Source organism: Candidatus Phytoplasma australasiaticum subsp. ipomoeae (assembly GCF_024425275.1).
In the GTDB taxonomy this organism is placed as follows: Bacteria; Bacillota_I; Bacilli_A; order Acholeplasmatales; family Acholeplasmataceae; genus Phytoplasma; species Phytoplasma australasiaticum.
The window spans coordinates 37,896-63,421 of the sequence record NZ_JALQCV010000003.1 but is presented as its reverse complement, the minus strand read 5'-3'; the positions used below and the strand labels follow the sequence as shown (position 1 = coordinate 63,421).

The 25,526-nt window shown below is 22.2% G+C and carries 24 protein-coding genes and 1 pseudogene; 18 read left to right on the top strand and 7 right to left on the bottom strand.

The window, feature by feature from the left end; all coding sequences use genetic code 11:
• Positions 1 to 271 precede the first annotated feature (271 nt).
• From NQK76_RS01000 to NQK76_RS00975, 6 genes and pseudogenes are all read left to right on the top strand, one after another.
• Positions 272 to 978: pseudogene (locus NQK76_RS01000) on the top strand (reverse transcriptase domain-containing protein); the annotation flags it as partial.
• A 23-nt stretch (positions 979 to 1,001) separates the two neighbouring features.
• On the top strand, positions 1,002 to 1,598 hold the full coding sequence (locus NQK76_RS00995) for a signal peptidase I (protein WP_004995033.1): 597 nt from the start codon (positions 1,002 to 1,004) through the stop codon (positions 1,596 to 1,598).
• Between the two features lie 51 nt (positions 1,599 to 1,649).
• Entirely contained in the window at positions 1,650 to 2,324 is a 675-nt protein-coding gene (locus NQK76_RS00990; protein ID WP_004995031.1) for a uracil-DNA glycosylase, read from the top strand.
• Between the two features lie 727 nt (positions 2,325 to 3,051).
• A complete protein-coding gene (locus tag NQK76_RS00985) occupies positions 3,052 to 3,492 on the top strand; it encodes a ribonuclease H family protein (RefSeq protein WP_004995028.1) in 441 nt (146 codons plus the stop codon).
• Positions 3,493 to 4,200: 708 nt separating this feature from the next.
• A complete protein-coding gene (locus NQK76_RS00980) occupies positions 4,201 to 4,476 on the top strand; it encodes a ribonuclease H family protein (RefSeq protein ID WP_004995027.1) in 276 nt (91 codons plus the stop codon).
• 83 nt (positions 4,477 to 4,559) lie between these two features.
• A complete protein-coding gene (locus NQK76_RS00975; protein ID WP_255872640.1) occupies positions 4,560 to 4,979 on the top strand; it encodes an HIT family protein in 420 nt (139 codons plus the stop codon).
• 147 nt (positions 4,980 to 5,126) lie between these two features.
• On the opposite strand, the gene ruvB is transcribed toward NQK76_RS00975, so the two are convergent.
• Together ruvB and ruvA are read right to left on the bottom strand one after the other, a co-directional pair.
• Positions 5,127 to 6,128: a Holliday junction branch migration DNA helicase RuvB gene (gene ruvB / locus NQK76_RS00970; RefSeq protein ID WP_255872639.1), complete on the bottom strand. Its 1,002-nt coding sequence runs from the start codon at positions 6,126 to 6,128 to the stop codon at positions 5,127 to 5,129.
• Positions 6,129 to 6,136: 8 nt separating this feature from the next.
• Positions 6,137 to 6,697 carry a Holliday junction branch migration protein RuvA gene (ruvA, locus tag NQK76_RS00965; protein ID WP_255872638.1) on the bottom strand — a complete coding sequence of 187 codons (561 nt, stop codon included), beginning with the start codon at positions 6,695 to 6,697 and terminating at the stop codon, positions 6,137 to 6,139.
• 566 nt (positions 6,698 to 7,263) lie between these two features.
• Between ruvA and rpsP the strand changes: the two genes are divergently transcribed.
• The 6 genes from rpsP (at position 7,264) to NQK76_RS00935 (ending at position 11,472) form a co-directional block, all read left to right on the top strand.
• The gene (gene rpsP, locus NQK76_RS00960; protein WP_004995014.1) at positions 7,264 to 7,509 is read left to right on the top strand and encodes a 30S ribosomal protein S16; all 246 of its coding nucleotides are present in this window, start codon (positions 7,264 to 7,266) and stop codon (positions 7,507 to 7,509) included.
• A gap of 102 nt (positions 7,510 to 7,611) precedes the next feature.
• A complete protein-coding gene (gene trmD / locus NQK76_RS00955) occupies positions 7,612 to 8,349 on the top strand; it encodes a tRNA (guanosine(37)-N1)-methyltransferase TrmD (protein WP_004995012.1) in 738 nt (245 codons plus the stop codon).
• 67 nt (positions 8,350 to 8,416) lie between these two features.
• A complete protein-coding gene (rplS, locus tag NQK76_RS00950) occupies positions 8,417 to 8,773 on the top strand; it encodes a 50S ribosomal protein L19 (protein ID WP_004995010.1) in 357 nt (118 codons plus the stop codon).
• 113 nt (positions 8,774 to 8,886) lie between these two features.
• Positions 8,887 to 10,146 carry a tyrosine--tRNA ligase gene (gene tyrS, locus NQK76_RS00945; protein ID WP_004995008.1) on the top strand — a complete coding sequence of 420 codons (1,260 nt, stop codon included), beginning with the start codon at positions 8,887 to 8,889 and terminating at the stop codon, positions 10,144 to 10,146.
• Between the two features lie 66 nt (positions 10,147 to 10,212).
• A complete protein-coding gene (locus tag NQK76_RS00940; RefSeq protein WP_004995006.1) occupies positions 10,213 to 10,668 on the top strand; it encodes an iron-sulfur cluster assembly scaffold protein in 456 nt (151 codons plus the stop codon).
• 60 nt (positions 10,669 to 10,728) lie between these two features.
• Positions 10,729 to 11,472 (top strand): TrmH family RNA methyltransferase, encoded by a 744-nt coding sequence (locus NQK76_RS00935; RefSeq protein ID WP_255872637.1) that lies wholly within the window; start codon positions 10,729 to 10,731, stop codon positions 11,470 to 11,472.
• A 467-nt stretch (positions 11,473 to 11,939) separates the two neighbouring features.
• On the opposite strand, the gene NQK76_RS00930 is transcribed toward NQK76_RS00935, so the two are convergent.
• Positions 11,940 to 12,815 carry a deoxyribonuclease IV gene (locus NQK76_RS00930; protein ID WP_255872636.1) on the bottom strand — a complete coding sequence of 292 codons (876 nt, stop codon included), beginning with the start codon at positions 12,813 to 12,815 and terminating at the stop codon, positions 11,940 to 11,942.
• 70 nt (positions 12,816 to 12,885) lie between these two features.
• Positions 12,886 to 13,995 carry a DEAD/DEAH box helicase gene (locus tag NQK76_RS00925; protein ID WP_004994999.1) on the bottom strand — a complete coding sequence of 370 codons (1,110 nt, stop codon included), beginning with the start codon at positions 13,993 to 13,995 and terminating at the stop codon, positions 12,886 to 12,888.
• Positions 13,996 to 14,216: 221 nt separating this feature from the next.
• On the opposite strand from NQK76_RS00925, the gene NQK76_RS00920 reads away from it, so the two are divergent.
• The gene (locus NQK76_RS00920) at positions 14,217 to 14,450 is read left to right on the top strand and encodes a hypothetical protein (protein WP_004994997.1); all 234 of its coding nucleotides are present in this window, start codon (positions 14,217 to 14,219) and stop codon (positions 14,448 to 14,450) included.
• 275 nt (positions 14,451 to 14,725) lie between these two features.
• On the opposite strand, the gene NQK76_RS00915 is transcribed toward NQK76_RS00920, so the two are convergent.
• On the bottom strand, positions 14,726 to 15,352 hold the full coding sequence (locus NQK76_RS00915) for a superoxide dismutase (RefSeq protein ID WP_004994996.1): 627 nt from the start codon (positions 15,350 to 15,352) through the stop codon (positions 14,726 to 14,728).
• 269 nt (positions 15,353 to 15,621) lie between these two features.
• On the opposite strand from NQK76_RS00915, the gene NQK76_RS00910 reads away from it, so the two are divergent.
• Together NQK76_RS00910 and NQK76_RS00905 are read left to right on the top strand one after the other, a co-directional pair.
• Positions 15,622 to 16,305, top strand: a complete 684-nt coding sequence (locus tag NQK76_RS00910; RefSeq protein WP_255872635.1) for a hypothetical protein — start codon at positions 15,622 to 15,624, stop codon at positions 16,303 to 16,305.
• 1,004 nt (positions 16,306 to 17,309) lie between these two features.
• On the top strand, positions 17,310 to 19,001 hold the full coding sequence (locus NQK76_RS00905) for a DEAD/DEAH box helicase (protein ID WP_004994994.1): 1,692 nt from the start codon (positions 17,310 to 17,312) through the stop codon (positions 18,999 to 19,001).
• Positions 19,002 to 19,197: 196 nt separating this feature from the next.
• On the opposite strand, the gene NQK76_RS00900 is transcribed toward NQK76_RS00905, so the two are convergent.
• Both NQK76_RS00900 and NQK76_RS00895 read right to left on the bottom strand, forming a co-directional pair.
• On the bottom strand, positions 19,198 to 20,802 hold the full coding sequence (locus NQK76_RS00900) for a transporter substrate-binding domain-containing protein (RefSeq protein WP_255872634.1): 1,605 nt from the start codon (positions 20,800 to 20,802) through the stop codon (positions 19,198 to 19,200).
• Positions 20,803 to 20,904: 102 nt separating this feature from the next.
• Positions 20,905 to 21,642 carry an amino acid ABC transporter ATP-binding protein gene (locus NQK76_RS00895; protein WP_255872633.1) on the bottom strand — a complete coding sequence of 246 codons (738 nt, stop codon included), beginning with the start codon at positions 21,640 to 21,642 and terminating at the stop codon, positions 20,905 to 20,907.
• Between the two features lie 498 nt (positions 21,643 to 22,140).
• Between NQK76_RS00895 and NQK76_RS00890 the strand changes: the two genes are divergently transcribed.
• From NQK76_RS00890 to NQK76_RS00880, 3 genes are all read left to right on the top strand, one after another.
• Positions 22,141 to 22,782 carry a hypothetical protein gene (locus NQK76_RS00890; protein ID WP_004994988.1) on the top strand — a complete coding sequence of 214 codons (642 nt, stop codon included), beginning with the start codon at positions 22,141 to 22,143 and terminating at the stop codon, positions 22,780 to 22,782.
• An 803-nt stretch (positions 22,783 to 23,585) separates the two neighbouring features.
• Positions 23,586 to 24,194, top strand: coding sequence for a hypothetical protein (locus NQK76_RS00885; protein WP_255872632.1), 609 nt, complete (start codon positions 23,586 to 23,588; stop codon positions 24,192 to 24,194).
• 417 nt (positions 24,195 to 24,611) lie between these two features.
• Positions 24,612 to 25,526: hypothetical protein (locus tag NQK76_RS00880; RefSeq protein ID WP_255872631.1), on the top strand; the 915-nt coding region annotated here is incomplete at its 3' end.

Sequence of the window (25,526 nt, the reverse complement as noted above, 5' to 3'; positions counted from 1 at the left end):
TTAACGAGGATACTTCCCCTAAAGAATTAAGGTAAAATTTTAGTGTAACTTGGAGAATCCTAAAACTAAGTAATTAAATTTACTAATCCGGAAATAAAAGTCTGGATGGCCAAGGATAAAACATCTTTTTAGTAGTCGTAAGGGTAAACCTAGATGTGGAATAATCTAGTTAATCGTCTTATCAAGAAGAAGGTTAATCACCCTTATAGGGCGAAAGAAGAAAGTAATTTACTAGTTATTCAATGGTATCAGGAAAAGGGGTTGATATATTATGTCAACAACAGTTTCACCAGAAACTAAACTTTTACGAACATTGAATAGAATTCAAAATTGTTCATCAAATGGTTACTCTCTAAAAAGAGATCTGCAACAAGGAATGAATAACTTTTACAACATGTTAACAGCATTCAATAGAATCGCCGCTAACAAAGGGGCGGGTACACCTGGAATTGACAATAAAACCATCGATGGAATCAATCTGGAAAGATTAAAAAGATACCATTGGGAATACGTCAATAATGGTTACTACCCAAAGCCAGTCAAAAAAAAATCTTCATTCCTAAAGATAATAAAAAAACCCGACCTTTGGGTATACCGACCATCAAAGATAGATTGATGCAAAAATGCCTGGAACAACTCTTAACTTCCTATTTCGAAAATATCTTCTCAGAATGGAGTTTTGGATTTAGAACCAAAAAATCTGGTCATGACGCTATCAAACGCGTCAAACCAAGATTTCAAGGAATTGATTACCTTGTCAAAATTGACTTAAAAGGTTACTTTGATACCATCAATCATGAGATTCTGATGAGAACCTTAAATCAGTTCATCAAAAAGCATAAAACACTCTCAATCATTAGCAAATGGTTGAAAGCCGGTTTCATGAAAGATGGCATCAAATATGAATCTTTATCAGGCTCTCCTCAAGGAGGAATTATTTCTCCTTTGTTGGCGAATGTATATTTATATATAAAGAAATTTTTTCAGAATAATTTTAAAGAATGGGGCATAATGGTGATTTTATAATGGGCTTTATAAAATATAAAAGGTATTTTAGGTTAAGTATAATTAGAAATATTATTTATTATTTTTTTAATCTATTTTTATTTTTTTTAGTTATATTTTTATTATGTAATTTAATTTTAGATAAAGAAAATACTACTAAAATTTTTCGTTTTAATTTTTCTCGAGTATCTAGTGATAGCATGTTACCTAAAATGCGTGTTGATGATATAGTTTTTTTTACTTTATTAGATGAAGATAAATGTAAACTTTTAAAAACAAGTAATCCCGGAAAATTAGATGGAGATATAATTATATTCAAAGCAGATTCTTCTGAATTTGCTTATTTAAAAGATAGTTTTATTATTCATAGAGTAGTTTTTAATAATACTCAAGAAAAATATGTCACTACGAAGGGTGATAATAATTCTTTTGTTCAAAAATTTGAAGAAAAAATTCCTTATCATAATATTTTTTATAAATATTCTTTTAAAATTCCTTATGAAATAACTTATATACTAATATGGAGTATGATTTTATTATTATTTTACTTTATTATTTTCGATGAATCTTCATCTAATGATAATTTAGTTTAAAACTTTAATTAGCTATTTTAGATTATTATTTTATTAAAAGGTTTATTATATATGGGTGATAATATTATTTTTCCTAATATAAATTGGGAATATATTCTCAAAAAAGAACAACAAAAAGAGTATTTTATTAAAATAAAAAAATTTTTAATAACTCAATATAAATTGGGTAAGAAAATTTTGCCACATCCAAAAAATCTTTTTAATGCGTTTAAGTGTACTCCTTGGGACAAAGTAAAAGTTGTTATTTTAGGTCAGGATCCTTATCCTGGACCTAATCAAGCTCACGGTTTAGCTTTTAGCACTTTATCTTCGGATACTCCTAAAAGTTTAAAGAATATTTTTATTGAGTTACAAAATGATTTATCCATTAAAGCTTCTACGAATCAATTATTTTCTTGGGCTTATGAAGGGGTATTATTATTGAATACTATTTTAACTGTTGAAGAAGGTTTTTCTTTAAGTCATAAAAATATTGGTTGGCATATTTTTACTATTAATATATTTAATTATTTGTCTTTTAAAAAAAATATTGTTTATATTTTGTGGGGGAAACAAGCTCAAGATTATAAAAGTTATCTAAATATTAAAGATAATTTGATTATTGAAAGTAGTCATCCTTCACCACTTTCGGTTTATCGAGGTTTTTTTGGTTCTAAGCCATTTTCTCGTGCTAATGAATATTTAAAATATCATCAAAAAAAACCTATTAATTGGGATGTGCGCTGAAGAGGTTTAAATATTGTGTGATTTCCCCAATATCCAGAGAAGATAAATCCTGAAACGATACGGTCAGTAGGTTAAATTAAAGAATGACTAATTACAACAGCAGACCATAAAAGCGGATTGAGATGAAAGCCAATTAGTGTCAATATGACACCCGCCACCAAATAATTCCATGGAGAAGCCTGAAAGGGCCTAAGAAGAAAAATTGATGTAAAAATAGCCTCACTTGTTCTGTAAGTTGCTTTAATCGGATATATGGATAAAGTATTTAGTAGTTTATCATGTAAAGAAAATCTGGCATCAGCCTCTCAAAAGGAAGGTAATTCATTTAAAGAATTAAGGTAGAAATTTAGAGTAACTTGGAAAATCCGAAAACCAAGTAATTAAATTTATCCGTATCTACATTACTAGTAACAAGTGGCTGATAAAAAATGAAAATGTCATTCTATCTCTGGTATTTTGTTAATGAAAAAAACCTGGAATCTTACCACTTTTCAAGAAATACAATATTACTTATTAGTAGTTACTTCGCTTAATAAATTAATTTAGATATTTGTTTGTAAGGTTTTATAGGGGAGTGTTTAGTAAGAATATATACAATTAAAAACTAATTTTGTTTTTTAAACGTAAATAATCTATTTTTATCATAGGATTAAAAGGATTATTAATATTTTATAATTATTTGGTTCATAACAATAAATTTAACGGAATAAAAGGAGTTTTTTAATTAATGAGAGAAAATTTTCAAAATTATATCGATTATGTTGGAGCTGATGAATCAGGTAAAGGCGATGTGTTCGGACCTATAGTAGTTGGTATAGTTTATATAAGAAATGAATTAGTAGATTTTTTATTGCGAAATAATGTTAAAGATTCAAAATTATTAAGTAAAAATGCTATTTTTAAAATAGCTCCTTTTTTAATGAAACATATTGATTATGATTTTGAAATTTTACAACCTTTTGATTATAATAATTTAATTAAGAAAAAATTCAATCTTAATCATATACTTGCTTGTTTATATAATAAATTAATTTTAAGATTTTGTAATAATTTAAAATTTTCATCTTCAGTGATTATCGATCAATTTGCTACTGAATCTTGTTATTTTAATTATTTAAAAACGGAATCGAAGGTTTATCATTCTATTATGGGCGCCAAAGAGGCCTAAATATCGTGTGATTTAACCAATCACCAGTGCGATAAACACTGAAAGGCTAAGAACGGTTCTTTAAAGGAAACAATAAAGAATTACAGCAGTTCTTAAAAGCGGTTTGCGATGAAGTAGTTAGTCAAGAAGATACCGCCACCGAATGATTTTAAGGATAAGCCTGAAAGGGCCTAAGAAGCTAAGAAGATGTAATTTGATAACCTGTCTCGTAAACTACTATAAACGAGCAGTCCAGAGACTATCAACCTAAAATAATTGGGCTGGATAGTTTATCAATTAAAAACCTGGAATCTCACCATTAGTAAAATGGTTAATTCACCTAAGGAATCAAGGTTGATATTTAGAGTAACTTGGAGAATCCTAAAGGTTAGTTATTAAATTAACTAATAATGAAATAAAAGTCATTAGGCCCAAGGATAAAGCGACTTTTTAGTAGTCGGAGGAGTAAAACTTAATTTGGAATAATTAAGTTAATCGCCCTCCCAAGATGAAGGTTAACGACCTTTATAGGGCAAAAGAAGTCAGTAATTTATTGTGCAATATCCATTAAAGTGCTACAGGACGATTATAATCAACAACTAACCAGTGGTGACATTAAGTTAGTCTTCGTAAGAAGGTAAATTATGGCAAGCCGGATGCTTGGAAACTTGCTTGTCCGGTTTAGAGGGGGGCTGTTTGTAATAGATATCAAAAATACCAATTTTGATATTGAAACGCAAATATTCTATCTCTATATTTAAAACTAAAGCTGAATCTAAATTTTTATGTGTAGCTGCTGCTTCTATTATTGCTCGTTATTTATTCTTACAAGAGATAGAAAAATTAGGGAAAGATAATAATTTAAAATTAATTTTAGGAGCTTCTGATTTAGTCAATCAACAAATTAAATTAATTTATGAAAAATATGGTTTATCAATTTTTTATAAAATTGCTAAGATTAATTTTAAAAATATTAGTAAGAACAAATTGTTTCATTTATCTTAAATTTAAAATTGAATTTGATGGATAATTTTTAAACCTATTATTTTGAATTAAAATTTTTATAAAAAAAAGGAAAAAATTTAAATATGCATAGTATTTTTTCTAAAATAGTTGATAAACAAATACCGAGTTATATTATTTATGAAGATGATTTGGTGATGGCTTTTTTAGATATTTCTCAAGTTACTCGTGGTCACACTTTGGTTATTACTAAAAAAGTTTATGCCGATATTCAAGATGTGCCACAAGATGTTTTTTTACATTTATTCAAAATAGTTTACCAAATTAGTCACGTATTAATTAAAGCTTTTAAAGCTTCTGGTTTAAATTTAATAAATAATAATGGAGCAGTGGCTGGGCAAACTATTTTTCATTATCATGTTCATATAATTCCGCGTTTTTCTAAGGATGAAATATATGTCAAATTACTAGATAATTCTTCTTATTTAAGGGAACAAGATTATAAAACGATTTTAAAACAAATAATTGATTATAATTGTAATTGATTATAAAAAAATTAAAAAAATTTTTAATTTATTTAAGGAGTGGTTAATAATTTATTAAAAATATTCATAATTTTAATAATGATATTGAATATCTTTTACAACGAATTTATTTCAATTTGATTAACAAAATAAGATTATATTAAGAAATCATATTGATTTTCGATTTAATTTATTTAGTAATTTAATAGTTAAATTAGTTGCTATACGACCTTTTGGTGTTCTTTTTATATAGCCTTTTTGTATCAAATAAGGTTCATAAACTTCTTCTATAGTAAAAATTTCTTCTCCTAAAGTAGCGGCTAAATTTTTAATTCCTACAGGGCCACCATTAAATTTAAATACTAAATTATTTAAATAATTATAATCTGTTTCATTTAATCCATTTTCATCAATTTTTAATTTTTTTAATGTTTCTAGTGTTATTTGATGAGTAATTACTTTATTAGAATATATTTCTGCAAAATCACGCGTTCTACGAAACAAACGATTAGCTATTCTAGGTGTTCCTCGACTACGCTTTACTAATTCTGTTAATGCTTCTTCTTCTATATAGTTATTATAAACTTTAGCTGTTCTTTGCAGAATAGTTTTTAATTCTGATTCTTTATAATAATCTAATTTTAAAGTTAAACCAAATCGATCTCTTAGTGGAAAAGAGATATGTCCAAATTTGGTAGTTGCCCCTATTAAAGAAAAAGCTGATAATTTAATTCTAATAGTTCTCCTATCATAATCTTTACCAATAACAATATCTAAAGCATAATCTTCCATAGCAGAATATAGTATTTCTTCTACTGTTTTTGGTAATCGATGAATTTCGTCAATAAATAAAATCTCTCCCGTTTGTAAGCTACTTAAAATAGCAGATAAATCTCCAGCTTTTTCTAAAATAGCCCCATTAGTAATTTTAATATTTGTCTTTAATTCATTAGCGATAATACGTGCTAAAGTAGTTTTCCCTAAACCTGGAGGTCCATAGAATAAAAGATGATCTAAAGTTTCTTTTCGTTTACGTGAAGCTTGTATATAAATATTTAAAATATGTTTAATATCTTCTTGTCCTGCATATTCTTGTAATGTTTGAGGTCTTAATAAGGTATCTTCGTTTTTGTTTTTTGGGTCTTTTTTATTTTTTAATATTTGTTCCATTTGAATTCCTATTTTTTTAATAATAATTGTAAAGATTCTTTAATCATAAATTCAATATCTTTTTCTGTATTAATTTTATTAATAATAGTATTAATTTGTTTTATGTCAAAACCTAAATTTAATAAAGCATTTTGAACATCTTTTTGTTTAGGATTTAATATATAATTTGTTTTTTTATTTTTATTTTTAGTATTTAGGTACCAAATAATTTGTTGTGCTGTTTTATCACCAATGCCGGGAAATTGTTTTAAAAAATTTATATCATCGGTTTCAATAGCTATTTTAATTTCTGGAAATAATTCTGTTTGTGTAAGAGAAATAGCTATTTTGGGACCTATACCTGGAATAGCAATTATTTGTTTAAAAAAATTTAATAAGTTAACATCTGTAAAACCATATAAATAACGTATATTTTCTTTGATATATAGATAAGTAAATAATTTTACTTTTTGATTTATTTTAAATAAATAAGGGTTGTAAAAACCTATTTCATAACCTATACCATTATTTTCAATAATTATGCTATTATTATTTATTAACTTAATTAAACCTATAATATAGTAATACATATTTTTAATAATTATTTGCTCCTTTTTATCATTTTATTTATTTTTAATTTAAAAATAATGATTAAATTTTAAATAATTTAAATTTTCTAAATTTGTTTAAAATATTAATTTTTTTATTTAAGTATTGATTATTTTCATATTTTTTGAAATTATATGATTATAATGACATATATTTTACTATATTTCTGATTATTAAATATAATTATATTTAGATTATATTATGATTTTTAATAAATTCAGTGGCATCTTTTTTTACTATACTATTTATATTAAAAACTATACTTAAAAAAACTTATAATTAAAATTATTTTATTGTATTCAGTATAAATTATTTTTATTAATGTTGAATTTTAATTTTTAAATAATTAATTTATTAAGAGATTTTTGTTCTATAATATTTTATAGATTATAATATTTTGTATTGTTTTGTAATTATTTATTGATATTATAATAATCGAAATGATTCAATATTTCATTGACAGTAATTATTTTTTATTTTATAATTACTTGAATTAGTATTTTTTTTAAAAATATTTTTTAATTAAATTGCGTTTGGAGTTAGAAAAATGTCAGTTAAAATCCGTTTACAACTTTTTGGTTCTCGTCACAAACCTTTTTATCGTGTGGTAGCTATTGATGCTCATAACAAAAGGAATGGTAAATTTTTAGAAATTTTAGGAAATTATGATCCTTTAAAAGGAGTAATTAATTTAAATTTAGATAAAATTAATTATTGGTTATCTTTGGGTGGTCAACCTACTACTACTGTTAAAAATTTGTGTAAAAAATTTAAAAAAACTCAAATTAGTTAATTTTAGAGATTTTGTTAAAAAAATAAAATAATTTAAGATAAAAAGTTTCAATACGAAATTTGTTTTTTGTTTTTGAACAAGAAAGATTATTTAATAAAACACATGCAGATAGACGTTATAACTATTTTTCCGAATTTCTTTGATTATTTCTTAGATCATTCTATTATTAAAAGAGCTCAAGAAAAAAATAAAGTTATTGTTAAGATACATGATTTAAGGAAATATAGTCATAATAAGCATTTTAAAATAGATGATAAGCCATATAGTGGTGATGCAGGTATGTTATTATCATTCCCACCTTTATATGATTGCTTAGCGAAAATAAAAAAAAATATTAGAATTAAGAATAAAATTATTTTATTATCTCCTCAAGGAAATTTGTTAACTCAATCAAAAGTTAATCAATATGTCAATCATTTTGAACAATTAGTAATTATTTGTGGTAATTATGAAGGTGTTGATGCTAGAATTTTAAATTTTATAGATGAAGAAGTGTCTATTGGAGATTATGTTTTAACTGGCGGCGAAATTGCTTCTTTAGTTTTTATAGATGTTTTAATTAGATTAATACCAGGGGTTATTAATGAAGTTTCTTATTTATCTGATTCGCATCAAAAAGGTTTATTAAAATATCCTCAATATACTAGGCCTTTTGAATATAAAAATTATAAAGTACCTTCAGTTCTTTTATCTGGAGATCATAAAAAAATCTATAAATGGCGTTTAAAAGAAAGTTTAAAAAACACTTTTAAAAAAAGACCAGATTTATTAAAAAACATTGATTTAGATCAGTCTTATCAAGCAATATTAGAAGAGCTTAAAAAAGAAGATGAATTATAAAATGTTTATTTTTTTTGATTATATCTAATTGTAAAAATTTTTATTAAGGAAACGGAAATATTAAGTTATGAAATTAAAAGGTCAAAGTTTAGTTAGATCTATAGAAAATCCAAGTTTTAAAAAAATACCTTTTTTTAAAGTTGGTGATACTGTTAGAATGTTAATTCGACAATCTAATAATGATAGTAAACGTGTTCAAAATTTTTCTGGATTAGTTATTAAGCGTCAGGGTAGCGGTATATCTTCAACTTTTACTGTACGTGCTATTAGATTTGGTGTAGGTGTAGAGCGTACTTTCCCTATTTATTCATCTTCTTTAGAAAATTTAGAAGTTCTTAGTTCGGGTATAGTTCGACGTGCTAAATTATATTACATTCGTCATTTATCATCAAAAGCTGCTAGAATTAAAACTAAACATAAATAAAATTAAATTTAATTAAATTTAAAAATTTTTATTTCATTTTATAAGTGGATTTTATTTGAAAATTGGTTTTATATAATATTGTTAAAAAAATAAATTAAAATTTGGAGATAAAAATGTCTTTGTTTGAAGAATTAAAACGGCGTAATTTAATAAAAGATTGTAGTAATGAATCGGAGTTAATTCATAAATTAAATTATGATACTGTTAATTTTTATTGCGGTTTCGATCCTACAGCTATTTCTTTAACCATAGGGCATTTAGTTCAAATAAATACTATTTTGTTATTATATAATAAAGGTCATACACCTTTTATTTTAATTGGTCAAGCTACTAGTTTAGTTGGTGATCCTAAAGAAACTAAAGAGAGAAATTTATTAATACCACAAGAAGTTGTTAAAAACACTCAAGATATCACTATGCAATTAAAAAGTTTATTACCTCGGAAAAGAGTATATTTTGTTAATAATTATGATTGGCTATCCCAAATTAATTTCTTAGATTTTTTGCGTCAATATGGTAAATTGTTTAATATAAAATATATTTTATCTAAGAAAATTATATCCGAAAGATTAAATAATGAAAGTGCTGGTATTTCTTATACTGAGTTTTCTTACAATTTATTACAAGCTTTAGATTTTTATCATTTATATTTAAAAAATAATATAATATTACAAATCGGCGGTTCAGATCAATGGGGAAACATTACAAGTGGTTTAGAATTGATTAGAAAATTAATTAATCCTACTCAGTGTAAGCCTTTAGGTATGAGTATCCCTTTATTACTAAATGATCAAGGTGTTAAAATTGGTAAAAGTGAAAAAGGTAATATATGGTTAAATTCAGAATTAACTAGCCCTTATGAAATGTATCAATATTTTTTAAATTTACCTGATAGTCGTGTAATTTTATTTTTAAAACAAATGACTTTAATTACGTTAGATCGCATTAATTATTTAGCATCGGAATTGAAACTTAATCCTCAAAAAAGATTAGCTCAAAAAGAATTATCTAGATATATAGTTTCTTTAGTTCATGGTGAATCAGTTTCTAAAGATTGTGAAAAAGTTAGTTATCTTTTATTTAGTAAAAAAAGATCAGATTTAGCCGAATCAGACTTAAAATTTTTAAAAAAATATTTATTTTGTGTATCTGTTAATAATGATATTACTTTATTAGATGCTTTACTTAAAGGTAAAATGGCTTCTTCTAAAAAAGAAGCTAGATCATTATTGTTATCTCGAAGTATTAAAATTTTTCCTAATTCCCAAGATATTAATGATTCTTTGCATTTGACTACTTTAGTAGCTTTATTTCGAAAATATATTTTAGTGACTAAAAAGAATAAGTTTAATATTTTAATATATTTTTCTTAAATTCTGTTAATATTTATTTATTTAATTAATATTAAATCTTAACAATCAAGAATACGAGTAAATATTATGGTTAATTATTTATTATATCGTGAATTAATTATAACGCATTCACAAAAACCTTGCAATTATGGTTTATTGCCTGTAAATTTTTTTAATCATTGTCTTAGTGAAAAGAAACATAATTTATTATGTGGTGATGAAGTAATATTGCAAATTTTTTTTAATTCTGAAGTTATAACTACAATTCGTCATGAAACTAAAGGCTGTTCTATAATATGCGCTTCGTCATCTTTAATGTCAATTTATTTATCTAATAAAACATTTATACAAAGTTTAAAAGTTATTAATAATTTTGTTAATATGTTGAAAAATAAGCTTTTTGATATTAATGTTCTAGAAAAAGATTTGTTATTATTTCAAACAATTTCGAATTTTCCTAATAAATTTAATTGTGCTAGCATTCCTTGGTTGTTAGCTTTAAATCTAATCAAAAATCATTTGGATAAAATTAAATTAAGTTAAAATTATATTTGTTTAATTTAATATTTCCGAGATCTTATTTAAAGTGAGTTTTAATTTTTTATGATTTTATCATCTAATAATCCTATTTTCAAGAAAATGATGAAGTTATCTTCTAAAAAATATCGAGATTTATACCAAGAATTTATTGTATTTGGTAATCATTTAGTTCAAGAAGCTTTAAAAAAAGGAATAGTATTACATTTATATACTATTAAGCCCGAAAAAGAAGCAGGTTTATTTATTAAAAAATCTTTAATGAAAGCCTTGAATAATAATCATATTTTATATTCTCAAGTGGCTATTTGTAAAATGTTAAAATTTTCTGGATTTAGCGATAAAATACTTATTTTAGATAATATTCAAGATCCTTCTAACGCTGGACTTTTATTAAGAAGTGCTTGTGCTTTTGGTTTTAAAAATATTTTTTTTAGCAATAATAGCGTAGACATTTATAATGAAAAAACTATTCAAGTTAGTCAAGGAGCGATTTTTAATTTAGATTTTTTTCGGGGCGATTTAGCCAATTTTTTGTCATTTTTGAAAAAAAATGATTATTTCGTTATAGGAACTTGTGGACATGAAAATAATTTTTTATCGAATAATTTAATCAATATTTGTTCAAAATATTATAAAATCGCTTTAATCTTAGGAAATGAAGGTCAAGGAATTTCGGTTATTTCTCGTCAAAAATCAGATTATTTGATAGCTATTCCTACTACAAATTTAGTAGAAAGTTTAAATGTAGCTGTAGCTGGTAGTATTATTATGTTTTATATGTGGTTACCCAAGAAGCCTAAATATTGAAAGGGCCTAAGAAAAAAAGAAGATGTAATAAGCTAACCTGTTTGCAAATTACTAACACCAAACAGTCCAGAAACTATCAACATTTATCAATTGTGTAGGATATTTATCAACGAAAGTAAACCTGGAATCTCACCATTAGTAAAATGGTTAATTCACCTAAGGAATCAAGGTAGATATTTAGAGTAATTGGGAGAATCCTAAAAGCTAGTTATTAAATTAACTAATAATGAAATAAAAGTCATTAGGCTCAAGGATAAAGCGACTTTTTAGTAGTCGGAGGAGTAAAACTTAATTTGGAATAATTAAGTTAATCGCCCTCCCAAGATGAAGGTTAACGACTTTTATAGGGCGAAAGAAGTAAGTATTAAATATATGGTAAATTCGTAGTTACTTGGAAACTTACTTTTTCGGAGCTATTTGTAATAAATATGACAAATGATAAATTCTGATATAGAAATGCAAATAATTTATTGATTTTTTAAATTTTCATTAAATTTTTTATTTTTAATCATAACAATTTCTTCTTTATAAATAGGTTTTTTGTTTACAAAAGGTGTCTCTAAAATTTTTGGAATGTTTTCAAACAACGGATAATATATAATTTTTATTAAAGTTTCGAATCCTATTTTTCCGTATCCAATGTTTTCATGACGATCTTTTTTACTGCCTAAACAATTTTTAGAATCATTAATATGTATAACAGATAAATATTTTAAATTAATAATTTTATCAAATTTTTTTATTGTATTTTCGAATTGGTTTTTAATATCATAACCAGCATCGAATACATGACAAGTGTCAAAGCAAATAGAAATTCGTGTTTTATCTTCTATTAAATCGATAATATTTTTTAATTCTTCAAAATTAGCTCCAATTTCGTTACCTTTTCCTGCCATAGTTTCTAATGCTATTTTAGTTTTTAAATTAGGAGTATTTCTGAAAATTTTATTAATTCCTTGAGCAATCCAATAAATAGCTTCTGATTTATTTTTGTGTAAATTATTACCTGGATGCAGTACCATTTGAGGAATTTTCATTTGAGAAAATCTATTTAATTCTTGTGTCAGAAAGTTAATAGAAAATTCTCTTTTTTCTAAAGATGGGTTAGCTAAATTAATAATATATGGAGCATGACCTACTAAAAAATTAATGTTAATATTATGGTTTTTCATTTTTAATAAAGTTTTGTGAATATCATCTTTTTCAATAATATTTCTTTGAGTACTTTGAGGAGGACCTGAGTATAACATAAAAGTATTCGAATTAAATGATAAAGCTTGTTCTAAAGCTCCTAAATACATTTTAGGTTTTTTAAATGACACGTGACTACCTATTATTAACATGATATGATATTATTTTACCTTTCTGTTGTAATTGTATTTTTGATTTTCGGATATTTTATTTATATTTAGATTATTGATTATCTATTAAAGAGTATTTATTTTTAGTAAATTTAATTGGTTTAAACGAAATATTTAATTTTTTTTGGATTTTATTTATTAATAATTCGTCTTTTTCTGTCGTTAATATGATTACATCTCCTTTTTTCTCCATTCTACCTGTTCTACCACTACGGTGTTGAAAAAAATCTAAGTTTTTATGTGGTAAATCATAGTGTATTACTAAATCGATATCTAAATCTAAACCCCTGGCCATAATATCACTCGCTATAATATATTGATATTTTGCTTTTTTAATATCATTTATGTATTGTTTACGTTTTTTAGTATTTAATATCGAAGAAAAACAAATAACTTTTAAATTATGTTTTAGCATAGCTTCATAAATTTTAGTTTGTTCTTTGATATTTGAAACAAAAATAATCGAAATATAAGGGTTAATATTTTGTGTTAAATGTATTAAAGTTTTTAATTTTTGTTCTTCTGTAGTTACTAGATTGTAATAATTTAATTTTAATTTATGTTCTTGTGTAGTATTTAAAAATAGATTTTTACCAAAATATTTATCTATAAAAGGTTTTAATTTTTCAGTAATAGAAGCTGATATTATTAAAATTTTAGGATTACATCGAGTTAATATTGCATCTAATAATGACAAAGAATCTTGTTCAAATAACATATCTGCTTCTTCTAAAACTAAAAAAGAAATTTTATGAATTTTTAGTAATTTTTGATTAATAACATATTCATTTAGTTTGTTTAAAGTTGTTATTAATAAAGGGGGTTGTTTTTTTTTAAATTGGTCAGATATTTTTTGTTTATTTACACCGCCATATAAAATTTTAATATTTGCTATTATTTGAGGTTCAATTTTTTTTAACATATTTAATATTTGCCAAGCTAGTTCGTTAGTAGGACTTATTATGATGGCTTGTGTTGTGTTATTTTGCCAATTTATTTTGGATAATATAGGTAACAAATAAGCATGAGTTTTGCCAGTTCCTGTAGGAGCTACACACACTAAATGACAAGGTTTTTCAAAATTATTAAACATTTGTTTTTGAATAGGAGTTATTTTATTAAAATTTAGTTGTTTTAATTTTTGTTTTATATATTGTTTCAATTGAATAAGATTCCTTTTTAAAATTGGTATGAATATTTTTTTATAAGTTAATTTTAATATATGTTAAAATATTATTATCCGTTATTAATATATGAATTAAAGTTCTATTTATAAGATTGTATTATTAACAAGAAATGAATTTATCTTTTTTTATTAAAAAGATTTTATTTTTTAATTATTCATTTTAATAAAAAAATAATTTAAGAGGTTAATAATTTTTTATGATTCGCATTAATAACAAGAAAAAAGCTGATTCTTTAAAGAAAAAAAAATATTGTAATGATCAAACAAAAATATCGCTAAAAACTAATAAAGATAAAAAAAATTTATTATATAAATTTAAAAAAATCAGCAATTTAACTAAGATTATGTCTTTTTTGATTATATTGATTATATTTGTCACTATTGTCGGCATTCCTATAGGTTATTTTATTTATTTAAGTTTGCAGAAATGAATTATATAAATAATATAAAAAAATATAAAAATATATTGTATTAAGTGTTTTTTAAATAAAAGTTTTTTAAATAAAAATTAATATTCATCAGAGCAAGAGTTATTAATAAATAAAAATCCATCGGAAAAAAATATTTTTTTCCGACGGTTTTTTGCTTTAATATTTCTTCTTTGATATTTTTTTAATCTTTTATAATATCTTTATCTAAATTTTTTTTGATGCATTACAATTATTGATTAATTTAATGTTTTTCGTTTTAAGATGATAATTTGTAATTATTTTTGATTAAAAATATTTTTAAAATTTGCTTCTACTTGTTCCCAGTTAATTATATGAAAAAAAGATTCAATATAATCTTGACGACGATTTTGAAAATCTAAATAATAAGCATGCTCCCAGAGATCTAAACCTAAAATAGGGAAACCTAATGTATGAGTTGTATCTTGATTGACGGTTGTTATTATTTCTGATAAATTTTTATCATTAATGATCCACCATATCCAGCCGCTACCAAAAAGATTTAAAGCTTTTTGAGTAAATTGGTTTTTAAAATTATCTAAATTTTGAAAATCGCGTTTTATAATATCTTTTGTGTTTGTCAATAAAATGTTCTTATTTATTGTTTTAGGTTTTAAAATTTTCCAAAAAAAAGAGTGATTAAAATGCCCGCCACCATTATTACGAACAGATTCACGGATTTCTTGAGGAATTAAAGATAAATTTTGTAATAAATTATCTATATTATCGTTTATTGTTGTAAATTGAGATAAAGATATATTTAATTTATCGATATAAGTTTGATGATGTTTTTGATGATGTATCATCATTGTTTTGGCTGTTATAAAGGGTTCTAATTCATTATATTGATAATTTAAGTTCGGTAATTGATATTTATTAATCATATTTAGTTTTCATTACTCCTTAATTTTGAAATTTTTAAATAAATATTTTTAAGTAATTGAAACCATCCTTTATTATAACATTTTTAAAACAAAGATAGTTATTGGTATATTTTAAATTAATTTAAAATATATCCGATATAAAAGATATTTGATTTTATAATATATACATTATATATTTCTCATTCTATATAAATAATCAATATTATAATATAAAAATATAATTTGATTTTTATAAATTAAATTATTCAGAAAGAAGTTAAATTCGTTTTATGTTAAATAAACATAACTATAGAAAAAATACAAGAAGTATTATGAAACAAATAATTTTAGGTTCGAATTTAGTTTCAATTTCTTGGGTTTTATTTCAATTAAATAAATATTCTTTTTTAAGTAAAATTAATAAAATTCCTATAGTAAATTCTAATTTATGGTTATTTTGGCATTTACCGTTATTTTTTTTGGGTTTTTTTTTAAATCTTAATTATTTAATTTTATTTTGGTTAGTTTATATTTTTATAGATTGTTTTTTTTATTCAGTACCGGGTTATTTAGCTACTTATGAATATTTAAAAAGCCATTATGTTTTTTTTATTAATGATAGATCTTTTTTTCTCATAAGTAATATTATTTTTGGTACTTTTATACCTAATTTATTTTTGTTAATGAGTTTTTTATTAAATTATCGTTACGTTAACAGTAAACGCATTTTTATTTTCGGTTTTTTGATTATTATTTTACAATCAATTTCTAGAATTTGTAATGGTTATCTAAATTATTGGGATATTATCAAAATTACTTTTTATCAATATAATTATGTTTATTCTGATAAGTTTATGAATATTGTTATTTGTTGTTTTAATATTATTCCTGTTATTTTTAATGTTACAATTAATTGTTTATTTTTTAGTTTGTTGTATAAAAAAATTCAAAATATATATTATGAAATTATTTAATAATTGGTATTTAGTAAAATATTTTAAAAAATTATGCTATTCAATACCTATAATTCTTATTTTATAATAAATTTGATTATAATGTGTTAACTTAGAAGAGTGATTAATAAAATTAAAATATGTTATTAGTATAAAATTTGAAATGAAATATCTAATAAAGAAATTTTCGTTAGCTCAAAGAAGTAAAATACAAATTTTAATTAGTGAATAATTGTATTAATTTTAAACATTATTAGAAAGTATCATGTAAATTATGCAATAAGATTAAACTATTTATATATACTAATTTTATAAAAATATTTATATGGATATCTGAATTTTCATTAATGATTTAATTAATTATAATATTTTTTATAATTGTGTCTTAATTTTTATTTTTCTAAAAAAGTTTTCGATAATAATATTAAAATTAAAAAAGTATTTGATCCATAAAAACAAGTGAAAGTTAAAATGTGTATCGATATATAATTTTAAAATTTGTTTAATGTTTAGAAATTTATTAGACAAGTGCTAAAAATCTTTAATATTAATTTATCAAAAAAATTTAATTTAAAACTAATTTATATCCCTTAATTAAATAATTAAATATATTTTTTTATTAGCATTGTTTTATGTAAAAAAGAATTTTTTAAAATTAAATTATTTATTTTATGGTATCATTAATAATAAAATAATTATTTTTTTAACTATATTGAAACTCTTATTTAAATTAGTAAGTGTCTTTCCTGATAGAGGATTATTTTTTCATTTTTACTTATTATTTTTACTTTTATTTTTTAATTAAGATGGATATAGGTTACACTTTAATTTTCTAAATTTTAAAATTACAAAAACTTTTAATAAATATTTTTTTATTTTTTGAATTTTTTTCTTTAGAAAAAAATATAGTAACTAAATATTTCTTTTAATATTGGAGAATTTCGATTATTACTAGTTAGAATGCGAAAGATTTATTTTATTAAACTATTGAAAAAAAATTTCAATAAGATTGAAAGGAAAATATAATGATTTCTTCTTTTACGGAGTTAAATTTATTAACTCAAATACAAGAAGCTTTAAAAGAGCTTAATTTTATTAATCCTACTCCTGTTCAGGCTTTGGTTATTCCGAAAATGATTGAAGGTATCGATATTGTAGCTCGTTCCCAAACAGGAACAGGTAAAACTTTTGCTTTTGGAATCCCGATGATTCAAAAAATTGATCCTCAAATGTCACAAATTCAATCTTTAGTTTTGTGTCCTACACGTGAGTTGGCTTTACAAGTGTTTACGGAGATCAATAAATTATTAAAATTTTATTCTGAAATTCGAACTGCTGTTATTTATGGTGGCGAAAAATATTTTAAGCAATTTAGCGCTTTGAGTAAAAAACCTCATATTATTGTAGCTACTCCTGGTAGAATTTTAGATTTATTAAAACAAAAAAAAATAGATTTATCGAACGTTAAACTTTTAGTTTTAGATGAAGCTGATGAAATGTTGAAGATGGGATTTCAAGAAGATGTAGAAGATATTTTAAAAACTATTCCTTCGGAAAGACAAACAGCTTTATTTTCTGCAACCATGCCGGATTCCATTAAAAAAATAGCCGCTAAATATCAAAAAAATTCTCAAACTTTAGAAATTTCTAATAAAAATATCGCAGTTAAAAGTATTAAACAATTTTATTTTATTGTTGCGGATATGAGTAAAAATTTAGTTTTAGAACGTTTATTAGATTATCAAAATCCAGATTCTGTTATTATTTTTGCTAATACTAAAAGAAATGTTGATAATATTACTGATTATTTGCAAACAAGAAATTTTTTAGTAGATGCTTTGCATGGAGATTTGAAACAAAATCAAAGACAATATGTTCTTAATAATTTTCGTAATAAAAAAATTAAAATTTTAGTAGCTACTGATGTAGCAGCTCGAGGTTTAGATATTTCTGATGTTCAAATGGTAATTAATTACGATTTATCTAATGATTATGAAAGTTATGTTCATAGAATAGGTCGTACCGGTAGAGCTGGAAAATCGGGAGTTTCTTATAGTTTTATTAATATTCGACAAAAAATGAAATTAAAAAACTTAGAATATTATTTAAAAGAAAAATTATTATTAGCGGAAATTCCTAAAATTGAAGATATTTATCAACAACAAGATCAATTATTTAGGAATAAAGTAATTCAATTAGTAGAAAATTATCAAAGCAATAATTTATCAATTGATACTGTTTTAATGGATAATTTATTAGAAAAATATAATCATGAATTGATTATTAAATCTTTGTTGAATTATATATCTCCTTGTCGCAAAAAATATGAAAATATTATTGTGCGAAATGTTTCTAGTTATAATAATGATGATTTTATCAAAAAACCTTATAATAAAAATAATCGTATTAATGGTGATTATGTTAAAAAATATGAACATAATAATGTTAATATGACGAAATTGATCATTAATATTGGCAAAAATGATCGTGTTTATAATCCTGCTACTTTTTTGCAAATTTTATATGATAAATTTAATATTTATAGAAAAAACATTGGTTATATTCAACATTTCCCTGATAAAACAGTTTTTGAAATTAATAATAACTTGGTTCAAAGGATTAAGTCTAAAAAAGATATTTATTGGGAAAATAAATTAATAATTATTAGTGATAATTTAGATAATTATTCTAATATTAATAACAAACATAATAATTAATAAATACCTTAATAAAAAATATTTTCGTTAAATAAAAAATAAAAAAGTCAAATTGTTATTTCATATAAGGATAAGCAATTTGACTTTTTGTATTTATAAGAGATAAAACTTTTTAAATACATTTATTGAATTATTTTATAAAATCATAAAATGTGATTTTGTTTAATAATATATCGATTTTATAAATATTAAATCTTTAGTTATTATGTTTTTTAAAAAGCGTTTTTTGTTTTAAAAATTGAGTTAAGCTTGCTAATGATATATAAATGATACTTATTATAATAAAAGGTGTTATAGTATCGTAAGTAATAGCTATATTACGTTGTGCTGTCCATAATAAATTTGGTAATCCAATAATAGAATATAAAGCAGTTTCTTTTAAATTTACTATAAATTGATCCCATATATTTGGTATTTCTCTTTTTAATATTTGTTCTAATATAATGTGTCTAAATACTTGTTTTGAAGTTAAACCGAGAGCATAGGCAGCCTCTATAGGTCCATATTCTAAAAAATTAATTTGTCTAGACATGTTGTTTAAAAAATAAAACGCATTATTAAGTAAAGTTATTGTTAAAGAGATGCAGAAAATTCCCATTAAGCCTTTTAAGAAAGATATTCTTTGAATTAATAAATTATACATTAATACCACTTGAATAGTAATAGGAACAGCTTTTGCAAAATGAATACATAAAACTAATATATAATTAATTGCTTTTTTAATGGGTTTTTTTGAATATTGACACCATATTTTTAAAGGCAATAATATTAACGCTAATAAGAATCCAATTAAAATAGCATCTATAGCTAGAGTTAATGATATATAAAAACTATCTTGGTAAGTTTTTATTATATTTACAATTCGAGTTCCTATTGTATTGTTTTGTTTATTATGAATGTGATCGTTTTTATAAGTTTGTATAGCTTTTTCGCGTAAATTTTCCATTATATTTGGATTATATGTTTTAATTTCATCAATTTTTTTAGTGATTTCTTGATATAATTTTTGATTTTTGGAGTTTATAAAAATACCTAATGGATGTTGTAATTCTTTTTTTGAATCATTGTTTTCGTTATCGATTAATTGTAAGGATTGAAATTTGTTTTGTTTATTTGCTTTTAAAAATGTCATTAAATTTATAACAGGATGTTCAAAAATAAATAAATCTACACGATTATTTTCTACTTCGTTTACACAATTTACTAAATCTTCTTTGAGATTAGATTTATGTAAATTTAATTTATGTAATATTTCTATATCATAAATAGAACTAACTGTAGTGGTTGCACTTATGTCGTGTTGTTTAATTAAAGTTTGTAAATCTTTTAAAGTAATTTCTTTTTTATTGATATAATTTTGGAATTTAAGATTATCTTTTCGAATTAAAAAACCAATTTTTGATTTATCATATTCGATAGTTTTCATTCTTTTTTTACGTTCTTCTGTAATATTCATGTTACCAATGGCAGCATCAATAGTTCCTTGCTCTACTTCATTTAAAATACCAGGGAAATTTAATGATTTTATTTTTAATTGTTTATTCATTTTTTTTGCTAATTCTTGAAATAAAAAAATGTCAGAACCACTTACATATGTACCTGCTTCTGTGCGATAACTATTATGATTATATGAATTACTGTCGAAACATAAAGGTGGAGAATTACTTACTACACCTAACATAATGCTGTCTGAAGAAGGTTTTTTAGAATTGCAAATTTGCAATAATTTATAATGCAAAAATAATATTATTATAACAAAAGTAAAAATTTTTAAGATTTGTTGGATTTTCGATTGAAACATTTAAATATTAGTTCTCTTTCTTATTTTTTTTAATTATTAAATTTTTGGAGATATTGCGCTAATTTTTAAAAAAATTATAATTTTTAACATTTATTTACAATATTATTTTTTTTCTTGTTCGAAAAAATATTTAATTTTAGGACATTTATTTAATTTAAAAATGTCATTTAAATTGCCTGTTTCTGCGATTTTTCCATTTTCTAATAAATAAATTTTATTGGAAACTTTCTTTGCAAATTGCAATTCATGAGTCACAATGATAAGAGTTATATTATGTTTATATACTAAATTTTTTAATAATTTTAATATTTCTTGAGCAGATTCGGAATCTAAAGCTGAAGTTGGTTCATCAAGTAAAATAATTTTCGGTTCCATACATAAAGTTCTGGCTATAGCTACTCTTTGTTTTTGTCCTCCGGAAAGTTTTTGAACATTTTCGTGAGCAAATTTGTCCATTCCTACTTCTTTTAATTTTTTTAAAGCTTTACGAGAAGCTTCTGTATAATTCATTTTAAATACACATCTTAATGCTAGACAACAATTTTCTAAAACAGTTTTTTCCGAAAACAAATTAAAATGTTGAAAAACCATTCCTATTTGTACTCTTAAATCAGTTAGGGAAGTATTTGAATCTAGAAGATTATAATTATTAAAAAAAATTTTTCCTGAATCTGGTTTAGTTAATAAATTTAAGCACCTTAATAAAGTTGATTTTCCGGAACCAGAACGACCGATAATAGAAACTATTTCTTTTGTTTTTATTTGCAGATTAATGTTATTTAAAATTATTTCTTTGTTAAAAGATCTTTTTAAGTTTTTAACTTCTATTATATAGCTCATTATAATTTTTACGCTCCTTTTTGGATTATAAAATTTAATTTTTATAAATAATTGTCAATATTTTTAGATTTTTATGATATTTTTAATCTAATTGGTTTTAATTTTTAAAATTCTATAAAAAAAAATGATGTTTGTCAAATTTTTAATAAAATATAAAATATTTTTGTATTTTATTAAAACAAAAATTTTTGATAAAATGCTTTGTGGTATTATAGTAAAGGTATAATTTTTTAGTTTACCATTAATTTTTGAAATTTTTGCATTGATATATAATTTTTTAATTGTGATATTTTGGTTATTTTTTATTAAATTTCAATTAATTTTTTGATTTTTTGAAAATTTTTTGTTTCTTTAGTTTAAAGAATATAAAATGATGATAAAAACAATAACATTAAATTAGTATAAAGATAAGCTTTATATTAAAATTAATCTAATGTGTAAATTAATTAATAGTATTTGAAAAATAATTTAATAACAAAGAAAATAGGTATTTAAATTATGAATAAAAAAAATATTAGAAAGAAAAAAATCTTTTTATTATCCATTTTAATAGCTTCTATTTTATTTTTTATTATTTTCATTTTTATGGGCAATATTTTAGTTGCTATTGGACAACAACACGATGAAATTTGTTCAAATGTTAGCAGTTCTTTGGAAAATAATTTAGAATCAGGACAAAAAGATTTGATTTTAAATCTGACGAATTATGCCGAAAAAAGTGTTAATGATATTACAGATCATATTAAAAATACAGTAGATCAAATAAGTCTAAAATTTGATAAATCTGTTGATGATTTAAAAGAAAATGTTCAACTTAAGTTGTATAAATCTATTGATCATTTGGAAAAGCACACTAAAGAACATTCTAGTAAAATTTTTTATCAAGTTTTAGAACCTGAAATTTCAAAAAATTTAACTAGTTTAAAATCTAATATTTTAAATATTTTTTCTGATTGGCTTTATGATACTTTGAAATTAGATAAGATTTGGCAACCTATTAAAAACATTAAAAACACTTTATTATCTTTTTTTCCTTATAAATCTGATGATTCAATTGATAATAACTACAATTCTAATATAAAGATAGAAGAAATTGACGAAGAAATTAAAAAAGAGATTGAAATAGAAAAAATTGATTAATATTTATTTGTAATATTATAAATATTGAATTAAATTTATTTGTTGATCTTAAAAAAAATCAATTTATTATTTTTTTAAGTAATAGATTTTGAAATTTATAGTATTTATAAAAATAAAATTATAATGGATTTGTTTTATATAAACTTAATTATATTATTAATTGTTTTTATGTGCTGGAATATTTTTAATATTTTTTCGAAAGTTATATAAGTATTTATAGTTATTTGATTCTTTGGTATTGGTTTATTTTAGTTTTTTTGGGGTTATTTTAGGAAATTATATAAAATATTGATTGTTATTTATCTTTCGTTTTGGATTTATTTTTAGATGTATTTTTTAATATAGATGTGATTATTTTGTTAAAAAATAATCACGTTTTATTTAACATTATATAAATATATTTTTATTAATTTTTTTATATCTGTTTATTTTTGTTAAAATTAGTTTATAATATTAAATGTAGTAATTATTTAATTTAAAATTTTAATTAAAGGAATGTAATTGCTACACGATTTTGACACTTATTTTTCTATGATAGATTAGTGTAAAAATGTTTTTGTTTATTTATTAATTTTGATTTTTTAATTGAATTTAATAAATATTTGATTTTGAAATTTGAATTTGAACATTGAAAAAAATATAAAAAATTATATTGTATTAAACATAATTGTAAATTATTTTAACTTTTTTAATAAAAAAAGATAGTATTGAAAATAATTTATCAATATTTTGATTTAAAATTGGTATATTTAATTATATAAAAGAAGGAAATAATAAATATAAATACTGCAAAAAAACAATTTATGTCATTAAAAAATATTAAAATTTTATCTGTTATTGTATTATTCATGATTATAGGAGCGATGGCATTTATTTTTTCGAACCATTCAGAATCATCATTTATGCCTTTTAATTCTAAAGAAAATTTAACATCAGGGACCATTTTGCCTGAAGATCCTAAATTAAAAATAAACAATGATTCATTAATATTGCCGGAAGAGAATGATGATGATTTGAAGTATCAATTTTCATCTATAAGCGATAATAATGTTAATTTCCCAGAATTAAAAGATGAAGAAATTGCGAGTGTTTTAAGTAGAAAATCTTCGTTATTATCAGATGTTAATTCTACAAATGAAATGCAATCTAATATAGATGAAATCGAATCTAAAACTAAATCTAATTTTAAATTTAGTTCTTTATTTAAACCATTTCGTAATATTAAGAAAAATTTAAAAAAACTAAAAAAAATTAATTCTGCCAATACTCTTGTAAATCATAATGTTGATTTAGAACCAGAGTATGCTACTATTCAACAAAATAATACTTTAGAGAACCATAAAAACCGTTCTGCTGTTGAATTTTGTAAATTAATTGAGTCTCCAGGAGTTATTGCTTATAATAATAAATAAGTTTAAATTAATAAGTTCACCTAAATAATATCTAGGAATTTTTAATTATAATATATTGAAAAAAATCTAATATTAATTTTGGAGGTCTTGGGAAAATCACTAGTTTTTATTGATTTATAAAGTTTTTTAAAGTTTTTTATTAATTCTATTAAATATGATTAATATTTTGTTACATCAATATAAATTAATTTATTTGCATTAAATTTAAGTTTTTTGTTATATTAAATTTTTTAAATTATATTTTTAATTCTAAAAAAGATCTTGAAAAACAGATCTTTTTTATTTATTTTTGTTTTTTTGATATTTTTTATAAATATTTTAATTTATTCAATATACATTGTTAAATTATTTTTTAATATTTATTAATTTAATTTGGACTATATTCGTTAGAAAGATATTGGTCTAAATAGTTTTAATATGAAAATTCAAAAAAATTATTTATTTTTTTTTGTTTTTTTTTGTGTTTTTAAAATTTTAATTTTTTTATTTTGGTCTAATCTTATAATTAAAAGTAAAAATATTAATTTAACTCATTTTTCTTTACTTAACTCAAAATTTTCACAAGAACAAGATATTAATTTTGATAAAGAACTAAAACAAATTGAAATTAATGAATTTAAAGCTTTATTAAAAATTAAAAACTCTTTTCCTCAATATTTCCAGGAATCAAATAAAGATAAAATAAATTTTTTATTAAATCAAGTTTTAGTGTTGATTTTAGGTGAAATTAAAAATCATAATTATCAATTTAATAATCAAGAATCAATTTTTGATTTTACAAAGTATTTATCTATGTTAGATAAATATGATTTATTTAATGGATTCAAAGATAAAATAGAAGAAATAGTTTTCGATCCGGATAAATATATTTTTGTTTTTCCTGGTAGTTCTGTTGAATTTCAAAATTATGATAAATATTTAATGTATAAAGACAGTTCCTTTAAATTGGATAATAAAGGTATTTTTTGGAGTAATTGGTTTCCTAAAAATTTTTTATTTATATCTAAAAATTATTTAGATACTGTTTTAAAATTAAGTATAGATATTTGGGATTCAAAAAATAATCAAGATAAACAATCATTTATAAATGAATTAGAGTTATTGCAGAAAAAATATATTTTATTGTCTAAAGTGGATACAGATTTTCATTTTATTAAACATAAAATAAAAAAAATAAACGTTTTTTCAAATACAGAAAGAGATATTATTGCTTCTTTGAAACAAACTATTGCAGATAAAGAATCTCAATATCGTCAACAAGCAGATTTATCCGAACAGGAACGTCACCAGTTAAAATCTGAAATCGATGGCTTAAAAGAAGATTTAATAACT